Here is an 18,183-nt window from a genome sequence, read left to right on the forward strand (position 1 = left end):
ACCGAGAGAGGAGGGTTCGTTGCGCTTTGTAGCAGCGATCGTCAGCTTCGTTCTTGCCTTCGTACTGATCGGTCTCGGCCTCGCCCAGCGAACCGTGTTCGCGGGACCGGAACGTCTCGTCGCGGAAACGTCGTCGATGGATGACGCGCCCCTGACGCTCATCGAGAGCGAGACACTCCACGCACACGACGGCCGGCAGCGTCTGAACATCAGCGGACCGGGGGACATCGTGGCCGTGTACGGCCGAACTGCCGACGTGCAGGCCTGGGTCGGCGAGGCGTCCCACAACGTACTGACGTTCGACGAGGAGTCGGGCTCGCTCGAGGCGGAACTCGTCGAGGGCGAGGAAGAGACCGTGCCGAGCGCGCTGGGCTCTGACCTGTGGCTGGCGGAGTACACGGGCGAAGCCGCCCTGACGTTCATGGCCAATGTGCCGGAGGGCATCTCTGTGCTTGTCATGTCGGACGGCGAGGAGGCGGCACCGAAGGACGTCAGCATCGCGTGGCCACTCGACAATCGCACGCCGTGGGCTGGACCGCTCATCGTCGCCGGTGTTGTGCTGCTCGTCGCGGGAATCGGCCTCTATCTCTGGGCGCTCTCGCACTGGCGTCGGATGCGAGGCCCGCGCCGCAAGTCGGGCAAGGGGCAGAAGATGCCGCGGCCGCCGAAGTACAGCGCCCGCAAGGCTGCAAAGGCAGTGCGCCCCGCGGCACCGCAGCCGGATGCTCCCGCGCGTGGACGGCGTTCGGGCCGGGCACGGATCGCCGTCGTGCCTGGGCTGCTCGTCGGCTCACTCCTGTTCACTGGCTGCTCACCCGACATGTGGCCGCGCATCGATGCCCCCGAGCCCTCGCCATCGGCGACCGCGGGTGCCGAGGCCAGCGTGACAGCACTGAAAGATGTCGCGGTCACGGAGGCGCAACTTCGCACGATCATGGCGGACATCGCCACGGTTGCCACCGAGGCCGACGCGGCGCTCGATGCCGACCTGCTGGCGACCCGTTTCGAGGGGCCGGCGCTGGAGATGCGCAAGTCCAACTACGTCATGCGCGCCGCCGACGGTGCTCAGCCGGCACCCACAACAGTGCATGCCGAGCCGATCGCACTCTCGCTGCCGCAGCAGACGGATGCCTGGCCCCGCGTTGCGCTCGTGATCGTGCAGGATCCCGAGGACGAGACGGTCGTGCCGATGGCCTACGTACTGCAGCAGGAGTCCCCGCGCGAGAACTATCGCGTGCAGTACGGCGTCAAACTGCAGGCGACCGAGGCACCCTTCCCGCAGGTCGCCGCAGAGACGGTCGGCGCCGTGCGCTATTCGCCCGACAACAAGTTCCTGAAGCTCACGCCCGAGCAGGTCGCTGCGGCGTATGCCGATGTGCTGCTGAACGGCACCGCGAGCGAGTACGCCGAGGAGTTCGACCTCGAGAACGACTCCTTCCTCGCGATCGCGGGTCCGGATGCCCGTGCCACCCGTGCCGCCGCAGTCTCCGGTCCCGTGGCACTCGCAACGACCCCCGCGGAGGGAACGGGCGAGCGCATCGCTCTCGCGACCAACGACACCGGTGCGCTTCTGACGCTGAACTTCGGTGACACCGAGACCGTCACGCCGACGGAGGCCGGCGCCACCATCAGCGTGGGGCCGACGGTAAAGTTGATGACTGGCCTCACCGAGACGACCAAGGGTGTCTTCGTCACCTACGGCTACCAGCTGCTCTTCTATGTGCCGCCGGCAGGCAGTGACGAGAAGATCCGTCTCATTGGGGCGACCGAAGGCGTGACAGCGGCAGGAGAACTCCCATGACCAACGTTCCCCCCTCCGGCGCGCACCTCCGTGGTGCCGTCGACCTCTCGTCCCTCGTGCGGCCTCCCCAGCAGCAGGCAGCCGCTCCGGCCGGCGGCCAGCAGGCTGGTGCCCCGGCGTCGGGCACGATGACCGTGCCATCGCTCGTGCTCGAGAGTGGCGACGCCGCACTCCAGGGCCTGCTCGAACTCTCCAACACCGTGCCGGTGGTCGTGGAGTTCAATGCCGGCGAACCGTGGCAAGGCATCGCATCCGTCGTCAAGTCCTTCGGCGGGCGTCTCGTGCTCGCGAGCGTCGATGCGACTCGTAACCCGCAGCTGCAGCAGGCGTTCAACGTCGCGGCCGTGCCGACCGTCGCTGCCATCGTGGCGGGGCGACCCCTCGCGCTGTTCGAGGGTGAGGTCGCCGAGGACCAGCTCCGGGCCGTGTTTGAGCAGCTCCTTGCCCTTGCGGCGCAGAACGGTGTCTCGGGCACCGTGACCGTGGACGGCCAGCAGGCAGATGATGCCGAGCCGCAGGAGGAGCCACTTCCGCCCCTGCACCAGGAGGCGTACGACGCGATCGAGCGGGGCGACTTCCCCACGGCGATTGCGGCATACGAGAAGGCCATCGCGCAGGATCCGCGTGACCAGCTCGCGGTGGCCGGCCTCGCGCAGGTGTCGCTGCTCAACCGGCTCTCCGGTAAGACCGCGGCGCAGATCCGCACCGCGGCCGCCGACGCGCCCAAGGACCTCGACGCGCAACTCGATGTCGCCGACCTCGACGTCTCGGGCGGTCACCTCGAGGATGCGTTCGCGCGCCTCCTCGACCTCTTCATCGCGCTCGACCAAGACGGCCGCGACCGCGTGCGCACGCGCCTGCTCGAATATTTCGAGGTCGCCGGAGCGGAGGACCCGCGGGTCGTCACCGCCCGTCGGCAGCTGACGAACCTGCTCTACTGAGCCGCTACGGGCGCGGCTTGAGGTAGAGCGCGCCGAGCGGGGGGATCGTGAGTTCCGCCGATGCCGGCTGCCCGTGCGACGGTGTCTCGTCGGCGGTGACCATGCCGAAGTTGCCGACGCCCGAGCCACCGAACTCCGTGGCATCCGTGTTGACGAGTTCGACCCACTCGCCCGCCTGCGGCAGCCCGACGCGGTAGGGCCCCACGGGGATGCCGGAGAAGTTCACGATCGCGACAACCGGCTGCCGGTCTGCCGACCAGCGCACGAAGGCCACGACATTGTTGGTGGCGTCGTCGCCGACGAGCCACTGGAAGCCGCGCGGGTCATTGTCCCTCTGCCACAGCGAGGGCTCGGCCGCGTAGACACGGTTGAGTTCGCCGACGAGGCGGTGGAGTCCCTGGTGGGCGGGCTGGTCGAGGATCCACCAGTCGAGCCCGCGCTGCTCGCTCCACTCGGATGGCTGGCCGAACTCCTGCCCCATGAAGAGCAGCTGCTTGCCCGGATGCGCCCACATGTAGGCGAGGAATGCTCGCACGTTCGCGAGTTTCTGCCACTGGTCGCCCGGCATCTTGCCGAGGAGCGAGCCCTTGCCGTGCACGACCTCGTCATGGCTGATCGGCAGCATGAAGCTCTCACTGAAGGCGTACTGCAGGCTGAAGGTGATGTCGTGGTGGTGGTGTGAACGCCACATGGGATCGACGGCGACGTACTGCAGGGCGTCGTGCATCCAGCCCATGTTCCATTTGAGGCCGAAGCCGAGGCCGTTGCCCGCTGTGGGGCGCGTGACGCCCGGGAAGGCGGTCGACTCCTCCGCGATCATGACGATGCCGGGGTAGCGCTTGTAGGCGGTCGCGTTGACCTCCTGCAGGAAGCTGATGGCCTCGAGATTTTCGCGGCCGCCAAACTCGTTGGGCAGCCATTCGTCGCGCGAATAGTCGAGATAGAGCATGCTCGCGACGGCGTCGACGCGGAGGCCATCGATATGGAACTCCTCGAGCCAGTAGAGCGCGTTGGCGACGAGGAAGTTGCGCACCTGCGAGTCGCCGAAGTTGAACACGAGCGTGCCCCAGTCGGGCTGCTCGCCGCGGCGGGGGTCGCTGTGCTCGTAGAGCGGCATGCCGTCGAAGTTCGCGAGCGCCCACTCGTCTTTGGGGAAGTGCCCCGGCACCCAATCCATGAGCACGCCGATGCCCGCTTGGTGGAGGCGGTCGATGAGGTAGCGCAGGTCGTCGGGGTGACCGAAACGGCTCGTCGGCGCGTAGTAGCCGGTGACCTGGTAGCCCCAGGAGGGGCCATAGGGGTGCTCGGCGAGTGGCATGAACTCGACGTGTGTGAAGCCCAAGTCGGTCACGTAGTCGATGAGCGGATCGGCGATGTCGCGGTAGCCGAGCCCGGGCCGCCAGGAGCCGAGGTGGAGTTCGTAGACGCTCATGGGGGTGTTGTGCGGGTCGCGTTCCGCGCGCTGCGCGAGCCACTCGTTGTCGCCCCACTGGTAGCTGCTCCTGCCCACGACCGACGCGGTCTTGGGTGGCACCTCGGTGTAGCGGGCCATGGGGTCGGCGCGGCCAACCCAGTCGCCATGGCGGGTCAGGATCTCGAACTTGTAGTTGCTGCCGGGTTCAAGGTCGGGGATGAAGAGTTCCCAGACCCCGTTGTCGTCGAGGCGACGCATGGCGTGACCGACGCCGTTCCACCCGTTGAAGTCGCCCATGATGCGCACGGCCCGCGCGTGCGGTGCCCACACCGCGAACGCCGTGCCCTCAACGCCTTCATGCGTCGTGAAGCGGGCTCCGAGCATCCGCCACAGTTCTTCATGTCGGCCCTCGCCGAACAGGTATACGTCCATCTCGCCGAGCGTGGGTCCGAAGCGATAGGGGTCGTGGGTAATCCACGCGGGGGCGCCCTCGTAGCGGGTCTCGAGTCGGTAGGGGAGCGCGGGGGATGGCGCGTCACCCTGCCACAACCCCTCCGCGACGTGCGCGAGTGCCAGGCGCGAGCCGTCGTCGAAGACCGCTTCGACCGCCGCGGCGAGCGGGCGAAGCGCCCGGATGACGACGCTGCCGTCGCGCTCGTGTTGCCCCAGCACGCTGTGGGGGTGCGGATGCCGCCCCTCGGCGATCGCGAGGATGGTGCCGGTCTCGAGGGTGGTGTCGCGCGTCATGCCGTGGCGTTCCCTTCGCTGGTGCTCCGGTAGTCGATGCGCAGGATGTGCACGGGCTCCGTGAACGGGTCGAGGCGCACAAAGTTGTCGCTTGACCAGGTGAAACGCTGCTTCGTGATGAGGTCGGTCACCTCGTATTCGTCGCCGTGCTGTAGGCCCAGGCGGGTGAGGTCGAGGTGCACCATGGTCTCCCTCACCGTGTGTGGGTCGACGTTGGCGACGATGATGAGCCCGTTGGACTGGCCAGAGCGGATGTACCGCCCGTCGAGGTATTTGCTGTAGACGAGGACCGAGTCGTCATCGCTCCAGTGCACGTCGAGATTGCGCAGTTGTCGAAGCGCGGGGTGTTCCGAGCGGATGCGATTGAGCTGGCGAAGGTAGGGCGCGAGCGAGCGACCTTCGGCCTCGGCGGCCTCCCAGTCGCGCGCCTTGTACTCGTATTTCTCGTTGTCGATGTTCTCCTCGGAGCCGGGGCGCGCGACATCCTCGAACAGCTCGTATCCCGAGTACACGCCCCAGGTCGGCGAGGAGGTCGCCGCGATTGCCGCGCGTACCTTGTAGGCGGCTGGCCCGCCGAACTGCAGGTATTCGGTGAGGATGTCGGGGGTATTGACGAAGAAATTGGGCCGCAGGTAGTCGGCGGTCTCCTGCGTGAGCTCGGTGAGGTACTCCTCAAGCTCTTCTTTGGTGTTGCGCCAGGTGAAGTACGTGTACGACTGCTGGAAGCCGATCTGGGCGAGCGAGCGGAGCATCGCCGGGCGCGTGAAGGCCTCGGCGAGGAACACGACATCCGGGTGCTTCGAGTTCACCTCGTGCAGCAGCCACTCCCAGAACCACAGCGGCTTCGTGTGCGGATTGTCGACGCGGAAGATCTGCACGCCCTGCGCGATCCAGTGCTCGACGATGCGCAGCACCTCGCGGCTGAGGCCCTCGGGGTCGTTGTCGAAGTTGAGCGGGTAGATGTCCTGGTACTTCTTGGGCGGGTTCTCGGCGTAGGCGATCGAGCCGTCGACCCGAGTCGTGAACCATTCCGGGTGCTCGGACACCCATGGGTGGTCGGGGGAGCACTGCAGGGCGAGGTCGAGGGCGACCTCCAGCCCGGCCTTCTTCGCGGTCGAGACGAAGGCCTTGAAATCGGAGAGGGTGCCGAGGTCGGGGTGGACGGCGTCGTGGCCACCCTCCTTCGCACCGATCGCCCACGGGGAACCGGGGTCGTTCGGGCCTGCATTCAGTGTGTTGTTGGGTCCTTTGCGGAAGGCGGTGCCGATGGGGTGGATCGGCGGCAGGTAGACGACGTCGAAGCCCATCGCCGCGACAGCGGGGAGGCGGCGGGCCGCCGTGCGGAAGGTGCCGCTCTTGAAGGTGCCGTCCTTCTTCTGCTTGGCCCCCTCCGAGCGCGGGAAGAACTCGTACCAACTGCCGACCGCCGCACGCGTGCGCTCGACGCGGAGGTCGAGGGGCAGGCTGAGCGTCGTGCGGCTCGTGATGGGCGCGCGCTCGATCTCGGCAGCGAGCCTGGAGTCGGATGCCGCGGCCAGGCGTTCCACCGGCGAGAGCTTCGTGTTGGCGAGCACCGTCGCCGCGTCCCTGAGCGCGGGGTTGGCGCTCGCCGCGGCCGACAGCAGCGCGGCACCCTCCGCCATCATGAGCTCGGCGTCGATGCCGGCAGGCACCTTGATCTCTGCGTTGTGCAGCCAGGTGGCCCACTCATCGACAGCAGCCTGCACGCTCCAGGTCCACACCCCGGTCGTCGAGACCTGCACCTCGGCACGCCAGCGGTCGGTGCCGGGAGCGACCGGGCGCATCCGGTGCCTCTCCTGCGTGCCGTCTGGGTCGCTGAGGAGGAGGTCGACGCGGAGGATGTCGTGGCCCTCCATGAAGACGGTCGCCTCGAAGGGCACGACCTCGCCCACGAATGACTTGGCCGGCCAGTGGTTCTCAGGCTGCTGCGGACTGCGGTCACGGATGGCGATGCGGCCAGTCTTCGGTGTGTAGTCGGCCGTCGCGCGCTGGGGGGTCGGTTTCGGTGTAGCCACGATCTTGACCGTACTCGCTCCCTTCACGCGCAGGGAGGGACGAGCAGCATCCACAGGGCTTTAGGGGGGACATTTCGCCGAATTCGGGGGACGAGATGGGTCCATATTTAGGGGGACCCCCACGATTGGGGACAGAGATTCGGTGCGACAGGACAGACACGTTCGTACAGTCATGTGCGGGGGGAACACCCAAAGCGAAATATCGGACGGTAGATCGCTCATCCCAAGCCTTACCAGCACCACGACCCGAGCGGCTTAGACCCCCGCGAGGGAACCCACACAAGACAACCCGAAACGTCTTGCACGGACGCCACACGCCCTACCCGGGGCAGCGTCAGCGTGCGCGCCTCGGGGTCACCCAACCCGGCATCCTTCGCGATGTCCAGCGAAAGGAAACATCATGAACAAGCTTCTCAAGGGCTCCATCGCCGGCGCAGCTGGCATCGCACTGCTCCTCGGTGGGGCGGGCACGCTCGCTTCGTGGAACTCGTCCGTGTCGGCGGCCAACACTGGAAGCTCGGCGACCATCACGGCGGGCACGCTGAACGTGCAGGCCAAGGCTGGCAGCAACGGCACCTGGACCGTCAAGCACGGCACTGGGGCTCCGCAGACGGTCGCGAACATCGCCACCTTCCGTGCTGTTCCCGGCGACCAGCTGACCTTCTCGCGTGACTTCACGGTCACCGCGACGGGCGACAACCTGGAGGCCGAGCTCGCGCTGTCCGGCTCGGCGATCTCCGTGCCCAGCTCGCCCACGACCGCAGACACCTCCCTCGCCAACCTTCTCGGCAGCAGCGCCACGTTCGCCGTCAACGGCACGTCCGGCTCGACGCTGGCCGTCAACGCCGGAACCACCGACGTCACCGTGTCGGCCACCATCACGTTCCCGAACGGTGCCGCTGGCGCCGAGAACGGAGCCATGGCAGGTCGCGTGGACCTCAGCGGCTTCGCCGTCACGGTCTCGCAGACCAACTGACGCCCAGCCGGGCACGCTGCGTCGCGGCGTGCCCGGCACTTCGGCATGCCCAGGCAACAGAACGACAGAAGTCAGGAACCAGAGGAGGTGATGATCATGACGGAAGCAGTGCACCCCGCGCCCGCCGGCACCGGTCGTCCCTCAAGCATCCTCAGCAGACTTGTGAGTCTCACGCTCAGCGTGGGCGCGGCAGTCGTCATCGCTGCCCTTGGTACCGGCGGCACCTATGCCTACCTCAACGCCTCGACGAGTTCAGGAGCGGGCGTGATGGTCACGGCCGGCAGTGCGAGCCTCGCCGCGACGGAGCCCGCAGCAATGACTACCTTCTCCCCGGGGGTCGTGCAGCGCTCGCCATTCACGGTGAGCAACACGGGCGACGTGCCACTCAGCGTCTCAGTCTCGTCGGTCGCCAGCTCAAATCCGGCCGCCGCGCTTTCGGGCGGAGTCGCTACGGGCGATTGCAGCGGGCTTCCAGCCGCTGGGGCACCGCTCGGGACCGCTCTCGCGACGCTGCAACCCAGCCAGTCGGCAGTACTGTGCTTCGTCGTCCAGATGCCCGCATCCGCGGACCTCGCGGCCGCAGGACAGAGCACGCAGTTCAAGATCACACTGAGCGGAGTCCAGCAGTGAACGACGCCAGCAGACGCACGGCGCGGCTGATCCGTCCCCGCACGACCATCGCCATCGCCCTTGCCCTCATCCTGGCGATGGGGTCCACCGTGAGCTTCGCGGCTTGGAGCGCCTCCACGACCGCGTCCTCCGTGGCGGCGAACGGCACTATCGCGCTCGCCAGTTCTGGCATTTCGAGCCTCGGCCACACCTACACGAACGTCGACACCTCGAAGATCGTGCCCGTCACGCTCAGCAACTCGGGGTCGGTCGCCCTGCCTCTGACGTCTGTTGCCATCGCGACGACCGGCGCGCTGCCCGCAGGCAACGTCACTCTCACGGTGTGGGCCAGCTCAGGCAACACGTGCCCCACCTCCATCCCGGCGGCGCCGACGGTCAAAGCGTCGGCAGCGTTGTCGGCTCCCGCTCTCTCCCTCCCGGCGGGGTTTGTTTCCGTTCCCGCCTCCGGCTCCGTCGTGCTCTGCGTTGCAACGACGTTGACCGGCACGCTGGGGGAGGCGGCTGGCCTTTCCCTGACACCCACCCTGACCTTCTCCGGACGGGTAGGCGACAACTGGAGCGCGACGGATGCGAGTACGACGCGATCGTTCACGCAGAACGTTGCGGGCCTTGCGGCGCCGAGGATCGTGGATTGCATCAGTGGAACGCGCTGGACGATCTTCTACACCTACGACACGGCCCGCATCGTGTGGACGGCCGTGCCCGGCGCAACGTCCTACCGGCTCTACCGCAACGGTGTCGCCATCGGTTCGGCAATCACGGGGACTGAGTTCACCGCGAACGGCAGTACCGCGGTGATCACCCAGGGTGGAACGATCACGGTGCGCGCTTTCGCGGGCTCGGTCCAATCCGAAGCGTCGAACCCCCTCACGGTGACGACTTACGACCCCGTCGGCTTCATCTCAGGCAACGACGTGCGATGCGGAGCGATCGGATGACGCGGCGGAAACCAATCGGAGTTCTGGCCCTGGGTGCAATAACGGTCGCCGCAATGCTGGCGGGTGGCGCGCTGCCCGCGCATGCAGCATCCGGAAACCTCGAGGTGAGCGCGGACGGTACGAGCTACTCCAAGAACTTCACGGGCGTGCTCTTCGATGCGCTCGGTGCCGTGGTTCCGGGCGACGAGCAGCTTGAGTCATTCTGGCTCCGCAACAGCGGGGACGAGGCCGGCTACCTGCGCGTCACCCTCGAGGGCGTCACCTTCGACGACCTCGACTTCGCGAATGCGCTTACGCTCCAGGCAACCGTCGGCGGAAGCCAGGGACCGCGCTCTGCCGTAAGCCTCGCGCAACCCTGCTGGGTGCTGAACGAGGGGACCGTGCTGCAGCCGGGCCAGGCGATCCGGGTCGACACGCTGCTCCACTTCGGCAACCTTGACGGCATGCTCGGGCAGGGGGCCACCGCGACGGCGGCGCTCGCCGCAGCGCTGAGTGACACGAGGCCGGGCAGCCTGGCCCCCACGAGCTGCGGTGGCAGCGATGTGTCGATCGGGGTCGTGGGTGCGCCGGGCCGGAGCCCGGCCGCGTCGGGCCAGTCCATCGGGCTGCCCTCAACCACCCTCCCTGCGACGGATGGTCCGCAAGCCTCTGGTGATCTGCCGGTGCTCAACCTGCCTGGGGGGATCGTCATCGACCCCAACACCTGGCAGTTGTTCGAGGAGTACCTGGTGTTGATCCTGGTGGGGGCGATGGCCGCGGGCGGATTCGTGTTCCTGCTCGGGAAGCGCCGTAGGACGGACGAGGATCCTGGGGCCCCGGTCGAGGCTGGGGGTGCCCCGTGACTGGCAAGCGAGCGCAGACCGACGGGGCCAAGCCTCGCGGGATCCTCTATTACCTCGGGGTCGGTGCGAGCGCGGGCCTCCTCGCGTTCGTCGTCCTTCTCGGTCTCCTTGTCATCGTGGTCCCTATAGCGGTGGGAGCAACCCCCCTCACAGTGCTGACCAGTTCCATGGAGCCAAAGCTGCCACCGGGAACGCTGGTCATCGTGCGCCCAGTTGACCCCATGCAGGTCAAGGTGGGCGACGTGATCACCTACCAGATCGAATCCGGCAAGGAGGGGGTCGTCACCCACCGAGTGACGGGCATCACGAATTCGTCGGATGGCACTCGCTCGTTCACGACGAAGGGCGACAACAATGACGTCGAGGACGCGGCGCCGGTGCTCTCCGTGCAGGTGCAGGGCGAGCTCTGGTATTCAGTGCCGTGGATCGGCTATGTCAACAACCTCGTCAATGGTGCCAATCGCGGATGGATCGTCCCCACGATCGCGATCGGCCTGTTCCTCTATGCCGGCTACATGATCGCTAGCGGCATCGCGGTGGCGGTGAAGAAGAAGAGGCGCTCCGCCCCGGCGGTCGCGGAGGGCGAGACCCGGTCAGCGGGCGATGTCGAACACGAGCGCGTCGGTGACGCGCACAAGGTCTGACGGCGCGAGCTCCAGGTCGAGCCCGCGGCGTCCACCGCTCACAAAGACGGTGTCCCACAGCTCGGCCGTCTCGTCGACCACGGTGTCGTGGCGCATCTTCTGCCCGATCGGGCTGATGCCGCCCACGACGTAGCCGGTGCGGCGCTGGGCGACGGCGGGGTCGGCCATGACCGCCCTCTTGCCGCCGACCGCCGCAGCGAGCGCTTTAAGGTCGAGCTTGCCCGAGACGGGCACGATGCCCACGATGAGGCGACCATCGACATCCGCGAGCAGGGTCTTGAAGACGCGGTCGGGGTCGACGCCGATCGCCTCCGCTGCCTCAAGCCCGAAGTTCGTGTTGCTGGGGTCGTGCTCGTAGCTGTGCACCGAGTAGCGGATGCCCGCAGCATCCAATGCCACGGTCGCAGGGGTGCCGACCGCCATCAGCGGGCCAGAAAGAGTTGCATCGACGTCGGCGCCATCCGCACCTTCGAGCCGGGCGCGTGCACGTCGGGCCCAGTGATGTCGAGGGCCGAATCCCACAGCAGCACGTAGTCGCTGACGCCCGGATGCTCCGGCAGGCACACGAACTCCTCCGACTCGCGCCCCTGCACAACGAGGAGGATGCGGTTGAACTCCTCATGCTCGGGTGTCGACGCCGCAAGGTACTGGGAGACGCGCTGGGCAGGGGAGTCCCAGTCCTCGATCGACATCTCGGCGCCCGCAGCGTTGTACCAGTGCATCTCGCTCGCCGACGGCACCTTCTCGCCCAGCTTGCCGAAGCGCACGGGGCGCAGCGCGGGGTTCTCCCGCCGCAGTCGCAGCAACTTCTTGGAGATCTCGAACAGGTCGCGCTGCCACTCCTCGTGCTCCCACGGCAACCAGCTGAGCTCGTCATCGTGGCAGTAGGCGTTGTTGTTGCCGCGCTGGCTGCGGCCGAACTCGTCGCCCGCCGTGATCATGGGGATGCCCGCCGACAGCAGCAGCGTACCGAGGAGGTTGCGCATGGCCTTGCGTCGAGATGTGGTGATCTCGGGGTCGTCGGTCGGTCCCTCCCACCCGTGGTTGAAGGAGTGGTTGTTGTCGGTGCCGTCTCGGTTGAACTCGCCGTTGCCGAGGTTGTGCTTGCGGTTGTACGAGGTGAGGTCGGCCATCGTGAAACCGTCGTGGGCCGTGATGAAGTTGACGCTCGCGAGCGGTCCGCGCTCCTGGCTGAAGACGTGCGCGGAGCCTGCGAAGCGCCGCGTCATGCTGCCGATGCCCTGGCTCGCGGTGCCGTGGTGACGCTCTGCGGCGATGTCCGAGAGCCAGAAGTCGCGCATCCGGTCGCGGTAGCCGTCGTTCCATTCCATCCAGCCTGTGGGGAAGTTGCCGGTCTGCCAGCCGCCAGCGCCGACATCCCACGGTTCGGCGATCATCTTCACGCCCTGCAGCTGCGGGTCCTCGACGATTGCCTTGAGCAGCGGATGCTCGGGGTCGAACTCGTGGGCAGCATTGCGCCCCAGCGTCGCGGCCAGGTCGAAGCGGAACCCGTCGACCTGCACCTCGTTCGCCCAGTACCGCAGCGAATCGAGGATGAGCCGCTGCACCGCAGGCACCGAGGTATCGAGGGAGTTGCCGCATCCGGTGACGTCGATGTAGTTGCCGTCGGCATCCTGCCGGTAGTAGGAGGCATCGTCGATCCCTCGGAAGCTTGTCGTGGGCCCGCCCGGTCCCTGCTCGGAGGTGTGGTTGTAGACGACATCGAGAATGACCTCGAGGCCGGCCTCGTGGAGCAGTTTGACCATGCCCTTGAACTCGCGCAGTACCGCCGCGGTACCACCGGCTTGGGCGGCGGCCGACGCATATTCCGTGTGGGGCGTGAAGAAGTTGAGCGTGTTGTAGCCCCAGTAGTTGCTGAAGCCGAGCTTCGTGAGCCGTTCCTCGCTCACCGACTGGTGCACCGGCAGCAGTTGGATGGTGGTCACACCCAGGTCCTTCAGCTGCGCGATCGCCGTCTCATGGGCGAGGCCCGCATAGGTTCCACGGAACTCCTCCGGCACCGCAGGGTTGAGCTTCGAGATGCCCTTGGCGTGCGCCTCATAGATGACCGTGTGATCGAGCGGCACACGCGGTTTCTGCGCACCACACCAGTCAAAGGCGTCATCCTGCACATAGGAACGCCACTCGCCACTCGGGCTCCGCACGAGCCCCCTGGCATAGGGGTCGAGCAGGTTCCGCCGGTCATCGAAGCGCTCGCCCTCGCCGCGCACCCGCAACGAGTAGCGGGCACCCGGTACAAGCAGCGGATGCCGCACCGCCCACACATCATGCTCGTCGCGGCTGAGTGGGGCCGTCGCCACGATGCGATTGGCATCGGCGTGGTCGAAGAGGCACACCTCGACCGCAGTCGCATGGGCTGACCACACGCGGAGCTCGCCGCCGCCCTCGCCGGCGCGCACCCCGAGGTCGCGCAGAGGATCGTGGGAGGCCATCGTTCTAGAGTAATGAGGGCCCGTGTCACGCCGGTTACGAGGGCTACCCCAATACGGGTTCTGGAACGAGCACTTCACCTGCAAGGAGCAGCATGCCGGTCTACCTGGACCACGCGGCCACGACGCCCATGCTGCCTGCCGTGCGCGACGCCTATGTGGCGGCGCTCGACCTCGTCGGCAACCCGGCATCCATCCACGCCCACGGCCAGAACGCCAAGCGGATGCTCGAGGAGGCGCGCGAGCAGGTCGCGGCATCGCTCGGCTGCGACCCCATCGAGGTCGTGTTCACCTCGGGCGGCACAGAGGCGGTCAACCTCGGCGTCAAGGGACTCTTCTGGGCGCGCAATGCCGCGGGCGCATCGAGGCCCAGGATCCTCGTGCCGCGCGGCGAGCACCACGCGACGATCGACACGGTCGAGTGGCTGGCCACACACGAGGGTGCCGTCATCGACTGGCTGCCGATCGACGCCGTGGGCCGCATCGACGTCGCCGCCGTCGACAGCGCGCTGCGCGAGCACGACGACATCGCCCTCCTCACCCTCCTCTGGGCCAACAACGAGGTGGGCACCATCCAGCCCGTCGGGGAGCTCACGGCGCTCGCCGCAGCCCACGGGGTGCCCGTGCACGTGGACGCTGTCTCGGCCTACGGGCACCTGCCCGTCTCCCTGCGCGACAGCGGAGCATCCGCCATCAGCATCTCCGCACACAAGATCGGTGGTCCGCTCGGCATCGGCGCCCTCGCTCTCTCCCGAAGCGCTACGGTCGAGCCGCTGCTCCACGGGGGAGGGCAGCAGCGCAACGTGAGGTCGGGAACGCAGGATGCCCCAGGTGCCATCGCGTTCGGCGTCGCGGCGCAGCATCCGCTCTCCTCCCTCGAGCCTCTCCGCGACCGCCTCATTGAGGGCGTGCTCGCCAGCGTCGAGGGGGCCGTGCTGCGGGGAGACCCCGAGCACCGACTGGACAACAATGCCCACTTCACCTTCGAGGGCTGCCAGGGCGACTCGCTGCTGTTCATGCTCGACATGGCGGGCATCTCGGCGAGCACGGGCTCGGCCTGCCAAGCCGGCATCCCGGAGCCCTCGCACGTGCTGCTCGGCATGGGGCTGACCGAAGCGGATGCTCGCAGCGCGCTGCGCTTCACCCTCGGCCACGACTCGACCGAGGCCGATGTCGACGCCCTCCTGGCGGCCCTCCCCGCCGCGGTCGAGCGTGCGCGGCGCGCGGGCTACAGCGATCGCGCCGTCTGAGACCGCCGCCAATATGCTGGCGCCATGGATGCAATGGCGCAGACAGTCAGCCGAAGGTCGATCGCGACCTACGCGGTCGGTTCGCTCGGGACGGGCGGCTTCGGCACGCTTCCGGGCCTCGTGCTTGTCTACTACCTGACCGACACGCTCGGCGTTGCGGCGCTCGCCGCGGGGCTGGTCGTCACGCTCGCGAAGATCTGGGACGTCATCATCGACCCCGTCATCGGCGCGCGCAGCGACGCAAGCCTCGCCGCGACCGGGTCTCGGCGACGTTTCATGGTGCTCGGCGGCGTCGCGCTGCCGATCTTCTTCGTGCTGACCTTCGCTGTTCCTGCGGGGATCGGGCCGGTCGCATCCGCCGTGTGGGTCGCGCTCGCGTTCCTGCTCTGCGCGACGGCGTTCAGCCTCTTCCAGGTGCCGTACATCGCGCTGCCCGCCGAGCTCACGGCGGGTTATGACGACCGCACCCGCCTGCTCACGTGGCGGGTCGTCGTGCTGACCCTCGCCATCCTCCTCTTCGGCGCAGGCGGGCCGGTATTGCGCGGCCTCGGCGATGATCCGCGTGCCGGGTACCTGCTCATGGCGGTCGTCGCGGGGCTCGTCATCGGGGGCGGGATGCTCATCTCCTCGCGCGTTGCGCCCGTCGCCTCGCCTGGGGCAGCGCCGACGACGTCGCTCGCGGAGTCGTACCGCGGCGGGCTCGCGGCACTGCGCTCGAGCCAGCCGTTCCGCGCCCTCCTCGCGACCTTCGTGCTGCAGGGCCTCGCGACGGGCCTGATGCTCGCGGGCGCACAGTATGTCGCGACGTGGGTGCTCCGCTCCGAGGACGCCGTGACGCTACTCTTCGCCGCGCTCATCGCGCCCGCGCTCCTGCTCGCGCCCGTCTGGGGGCGGGTGTCTCGTCGCGTGGGCAAGCACCGCGCCTTCGTGGTTGCGAGCGTGCTGTTCAGCCTTGCCGCGCTGTCGATGCTGGGCCTCCTCTGGGCACCCGGCGCCTGGGTCTACATCCCAGTGGCGGTGGCGGGCGGAGCATACGCGGGCATGCAGTCGCTTCCCATGGCGATGCTTCCCGATGTGATCTCGCACGACGAGCGGGTGACAGGGCTCAGCCGCGCCGGCATCTTCGGGGGAGTGTGGACGGCGGGCGAGACCACCGGCATGGCGTTCGGCGCGACGGCGCTCACGATCGTGCTCGCCCTCAGCGGCTACGTCGAGAGCGTCGCGGGAGTCGCTGCCGTGCAGCCCGACGCGGCGATCGACGGCATCGTGCTCAGCTTCAGCGTCGTGCCCGCGGCCTTCATGCTCGCGAGCCTGCTCCTGCTTCGCCGCTATCGCCTTCGCCGGGCAGACACCGACGAACCACAGCTCATTCCGACATCGCAGGAGACACCATGACCGCGACCCCGCTGAGCCCAGAGTCCAACGCCATCCTCGACCGCCTGCGATTGCTGCGCGAGGCGGATGCCCCGACGCACGGCGGACGCGTGCTCTCCTACGTCTACGACTCCGGCCTCGCGGAACTCGACGAGCTCGCAGCACAGGCGATCCGCATCATGCAGCCGGTCAATGGCCTCGATCCGACGACGTTCCCATCCGTCGCGACCATGGAGCGCGAGGTCGTGGGATTCGCACGACGGATGCTTCATGGCGACGACGCGGTCGTCGGCTCCGTCACCTCGGGCGGCACGGAGAGCTGCCTCCTGGCGGTCAAGACCGCGAGAGACCTGTGGCGAGCCGAAGGCGGTGTGGGGGTGCCGCGGATCGTCGCTCCTGTGACCGTGCACGCCGCGTTCCACAAGGCTGCGCACTACTTCGGGCTCGAGCTCGACCTCGTGCCGGTCGGCCCCGACGGTTCCGTCGCGGCGGACGACCTGATCGGCCGGTTGTCGGCGGATGTCGCGCTCGTCGTGGTCTCGGCACCCGCGTATCCGCACGCGAGCCTCGACCCCATCGAGGAGATCGCCGCCGCGGCATCCGTCGCAGGGATCCCATGCCACGTCGACGCCTGCATCGGCGGGTGGGCGCTGCCCTGGTGGGGTGGCGTGCCACGGTGGGACTTCGCGGTCGAGGGAGTCACGAGCATCTCCGCCGACCTGCACAAGTACGGCTACGCACCGAAGGGTGCGTCGGTGCTGCTGCATCGCGGACTCGATCGTCACCGCGCGCAGTACTTCGCGACGACCCGCTGGCCGGGGTATCCGGTGGTGAACCCGACGATGATGGGGTCGAAGTCCGCCGGTTCCCTTGCGGCCGCCTGGGCCATCATCGAGCGCCTGGAGGAGGAGAGCTTCGCTGAACTGACCGCGAGCATGCGACGTGCGACCGAGACGCTGCGCGAGGTCGTCGACGGGATCGAGGGACTCCGCGTCGTGGGCTCGCCTGTCGGTCCGCTGTTCGCTGTTGAAACGGATGTCGCGGCAGCCGCCGCACGTCAGGTCGACCCGCACCACTGGGCCGACGCGGTGCGCCAGCGCGGTTGGCTCCTGCAGCAGCAGCCAGGGATCGTGCAGCCAAACGGCGTCCGCCTATCAAAGACGACGCACCTCACCATCACGCCCGTGACTGAGAGTGTGCTGGAGGAGCTCGGGGCTGCACTGCGGGCGGGTGCCGACGAGGTCCGAGGCGTCCCCGCGGTGGCCGCGCACGATGCCCTTGCGTCGCTTCCGGCCGGCGTGCTGGCCGCAGCGGGCGCTGGCGGCATGGACTCGCAGACCGCGGCGTCCGTGTTGCAGGGCCTTGGTCTCGGCGGTGCGGGCGGCGCACTGCCGGACCGCATGGCTCCCGTGCTCTCACTCATGGAGGCGCTGCCGCCTGAGGTCACCGAGCGTCTGCTCATCGAGCTCCTCGCACGGCTCGTCGAGCCCAGCGCTTGACCGGACATCCTTGCACCTGTAAGTTTCTTATGACAGGTGCGAGGGGGTGGGGTCTTGGATGTCGATGTTGACGCTCTGAGCTCGCGCCTCACCGCGATCTCGAGCGCGCAGCGGATGCGCATCATCGCCCTCCTCGAAGGAGAGCGGCTTCACGTCAGCGAGCTTGCCCGAAGGGTAGGAATGTCGCGCGCCCTCCTCTACATGCATCTCAACAAGCTCGAGGAGGCTGGCTTCGTCACCGGCCATCTCGAACTCAGCGACGACGGCAAGGCGCTCAAGTACTTCGAGGTCGTGCCCTTCAGTCTCACCATCGACGCCGCCACGCTCGTGGACGCCGTCGCAAAGAGCAATGCCGACGCAGAGGGCGCCGGCGACACACAGACAGGAGACAACTGATGGAAGCCTTGGCCTATATCCCGTGGTTCGCGTGGATCGCGATCGTCGCCATCATCGTCGGCGGACTCATCACGCTCGGCAGAATCTTCGCTGAACGCAACAACAAGGTCGCGGAGGCGCTCGAGCAGAACACCGCCGTCAACGAGCGGCTCATCGCCCGTCTCGATGCGATTGACTCGCGTCTCGGCGCCGTCGAGAAGACGCTCACCGACATCCCGTGACCGCTCAGATGTCGCCGCGTAGAC

General features: G+C 67.8%; 16 protein-coding genes. 12 read left to right on the top strand and 4 right to left on the bottom strand.

Features of this window, described 5'->3' with window-relative positions; translation table 11 throughout:
• The first annotated feature begins 19 nt into the window (after nucleotides 1–19).
• Nucleotides 20–1,801 carry a hypothetical protein gene (locus tag ACIQK7_RS09925; RefSeq protein ID WP_403024160.1) on the top strand — a complete coding sequence of 594 codons (1,782 nt, stop codon included), beginning with the start codon at nucleotides 20–22 and terminating at the stop codon, nucleotides 1,799–1,801.
• Complete coding sequence (locus ACIQK7_RS09930; RefSeq protein WP_403024162.1) at nucleotides 1,798–2,742, top strand: tetratricopeptide repeat protein; 945 nt, start codon at nucleotides 1,798–1,800, stop codon at nucleotides 2,740–2,742. The genes ACIQK7_RS09925 and ACIQK7_RS09930 overlap by 4 nt, the downstream gene beginning before the upstream one ends.
• A gap of 4 nt (nucleotides 2,743–2,746) precedes the next feature.
• Here the strand turns inward: ACIQK7_RS09930 and glgB are convergent, their stop codons facing one another.
• Nucleotides 2,747–4,903 (bottom strand): 1,4-alpha-glucan branching protein GlgB, encoded by a 2,157-nt coding sequence (glgB, locus tag ACIQK7_RS09935; protein ID WP_403024165.1) that lies wholly within the window; start codon nucleotides 4,901–4,903, stop codon nucleotides 2,747–2,749.
• Nucleotides 4,900–6,939, bottom strand: a complete 2,040-nt coding sequence (locus tag ACIQK7_RS09940) for an alpha-1,4-glucan--maltose-1-phosphate maltosyltransferase (protein WP_403024168.1) — start codon at nucleotides 6,937–6,939, stop codon at nucleotides 4,900–4,902. Before ACIQK7_RS09940 ends, glgB begins: the two co-directional genes overlap by 4 nt.
• A 400-nt stretch (nucleotides 6,940–7,339) precedes the next feature.
• Between ACIQK7_RS09940 and ACIQK7_RS09945 the strand changes: the two genes are divergently transcribed.
• The 5 genes from ACIQK7_RS09945 (at nucleotide 7,340) to ACIQK7_RS09965 (ending at nucleotide 10,969) form a co-directional block, all read left to right on the top strand.
• On the top strand, nucleotides 7,340–7,915 hold the full coding sequence (locus ACIQK7_RS09945) for an alternate-type signal peptide domain-containing protein (RefSeq protein WP_403024171.1): 576 nt from the start codon (nucleotides 7,340–7,342) through the stop codon (nucleotides 7,913–7,915).
• 96 nt (nucleotides 7,916–8,011) lie between these two features.
• Entirely contained in the window at nucleotides 8,012–8,545 is a 534-nt protein-coding gene (locus ACIQK7_RS09950) for a hypothetical protein (RefSeq protein ID WP_403024174.1), read from the top strand.
• Nucleotides 8,542–9,483, top strand: coding sequence for a hypothetical protein (locus ACIQK7_RS09955; protein ID WP_403024177.1), 942 nt, complete (start codon nucleotides 8,542–8,544; stop codon nucleotides 9,481–9,483). The genes ACIQK7_RS09950 and ACIQK7_RS09955 overlap by 4 nt, the downstream gene beginning before the upstream one ends.
• 53 nt (nucleotides 9,484–9,536) lie before the next feature.
• On the top strand, nucleotides 9,537–10,325 hold the full coding sequence (locus ACIQK7_RS09960; RefSeq protein ID WP_403024180.1) for a hypothetical protein: 789 nt from the start codon (nucleotides 9,537–9,539) through the stop codon (nucleotides 10,323–10,325).
• A complete protein-coding gene (locus tag ACIQK7_RS09965) occupies nucleotides 10,322–10,969 on the top strand; it encodes a signal peptidase I (RefSeq protein WP_403024183.1) in 648 nt (215 codons plus the stop codon). The genes ACIQK7_RS09960 and ACIQK7_RS09965 overlap by 4 nt, the downstream gene beginning before the upstream one ends.
• On the opposite strand, the gene ybaK is transcribed toward ACIQK7_RS09965, so the two are convergent.
• Together ybaK and glgX are read right to left on the bottom strand one after the other, a co-directional pair.
• The gene (gene ybaK, locus ACIQK7_RS09970; protein ID WP_403024186.1) at nucleotides 10,919–11,392 is read right to left on the bottom strand and encodes a Cys-tRNA(Pro) deacylase; all 474 of its coding nucleotides are present in this window, start codon (nucleotides 11,390–11,392) and stop codon (nucleotides 10,919–10,921) included. The two genes, ACIQK7_RS09965 and ybaK, sit on opposite strands and share 51 nt — an antisense overlap.
• Nucleotides 11,392–13,422 (bottom strand): glycogen debranching protein GlgX, encoded by a 2,031-nt coding sequence (gene glgX / locus ACIQK7_RS09975; protein ID WP_403024188.1) that lies wholly within the window; start codon nucleotides 13,420–13,422, stop codon nucleotides 11,392–11,394. Before glgX ends, ybaK begins: the two co-directional genes overlap by 1 nt.
• Before the next feature lie 92 nt (nucleotides 13,423–13,514).
• Here glgX and ACIQK7_RS09980 point away from each other — a divergent pair, with 92 nt between their 5' ends.
• The 5 genes from ACIQK7_RS09980 to ACIQK7_RS10000 are packed head-to-tail and all read left to right on the top strand — an operon-like array spanning nucleotide 13,515 to nucleotide 18,159.
• A complete protein-coding gene (locus ACIQK7_RS09980; protein WP_403024191.1) occupies nucleotides 13,515–14,669 on the top strand; it encodes a cysteine desulfurase family protein in 1,155 nt (384 codons plus the stop codon).
• Between the two features lie 24 nt (nucleotides 14,670–14,693).
• The gene (locus tag ACIQK7_RS09985) at nucleotides 14,694–16,064 is read left to right on the top strand and encodes an MFS transporter (protein ID WP_403024193.1); all 1,371 of its coding nucleotides are present in this window, start codon (nucleotides 14,694–14,696) and stop codon (nucleotides 16,062–16,064) included.
• Complete coding sequence (locus ACIQK7_RS09990) at nucleotides 16,061–17,542, top strand: pyridoxal phosphate-dependent decarboxylase family protein (protein WP_403024196.1); 1,482 nt, start codon at nucleotides 16,061–16,063, stop codon at nucleotides 17,540–17,542. The genes ACIQK7_RS09985 and ACIQK7_RS09990 overlap by 4 nt, the downstream gene beginning before the upstream one ends.
• 54 nt (nucleotides 17,543–17,596) lie before the next feature.
• Nucleotides 17,597–17,938, top strand: a complete 342-nt coding sequence (locus tag ACIQK7_RS09995) for a winged helix-turn-helix domain-containing protein (RefSeq protein ID WP_325210503.1) — start codon at nucleotides 17,597–17,599, stop codon at nucleotides 17,936–17,938.
• Entirely contained in the window at nucleotides 17,938–18,159 is a 222-nt protein-coding gene (locus ACIQK7_RS10000; RefSeq protein WP_325210502.1) for a hypothetical protein, read from the top strand. Before ACIQK7_RS09995 ends, ACIQK7_RS10000 begins: the two co-directional genes overlap by 1 nt.
• Nucleotides 18,160–18,183 lie beyond the last annotated feature (24 nt).

The sequence above is a fragment of the Salinibacterium sp. GXW1014 genome (assembly GCF_044769865.1).
Taxonomy (GTDB): Bacteria; Actinomycetota; Actinomycetes; order Actinomycetales; family Microbacteriaceae; genus Homoserinimonas.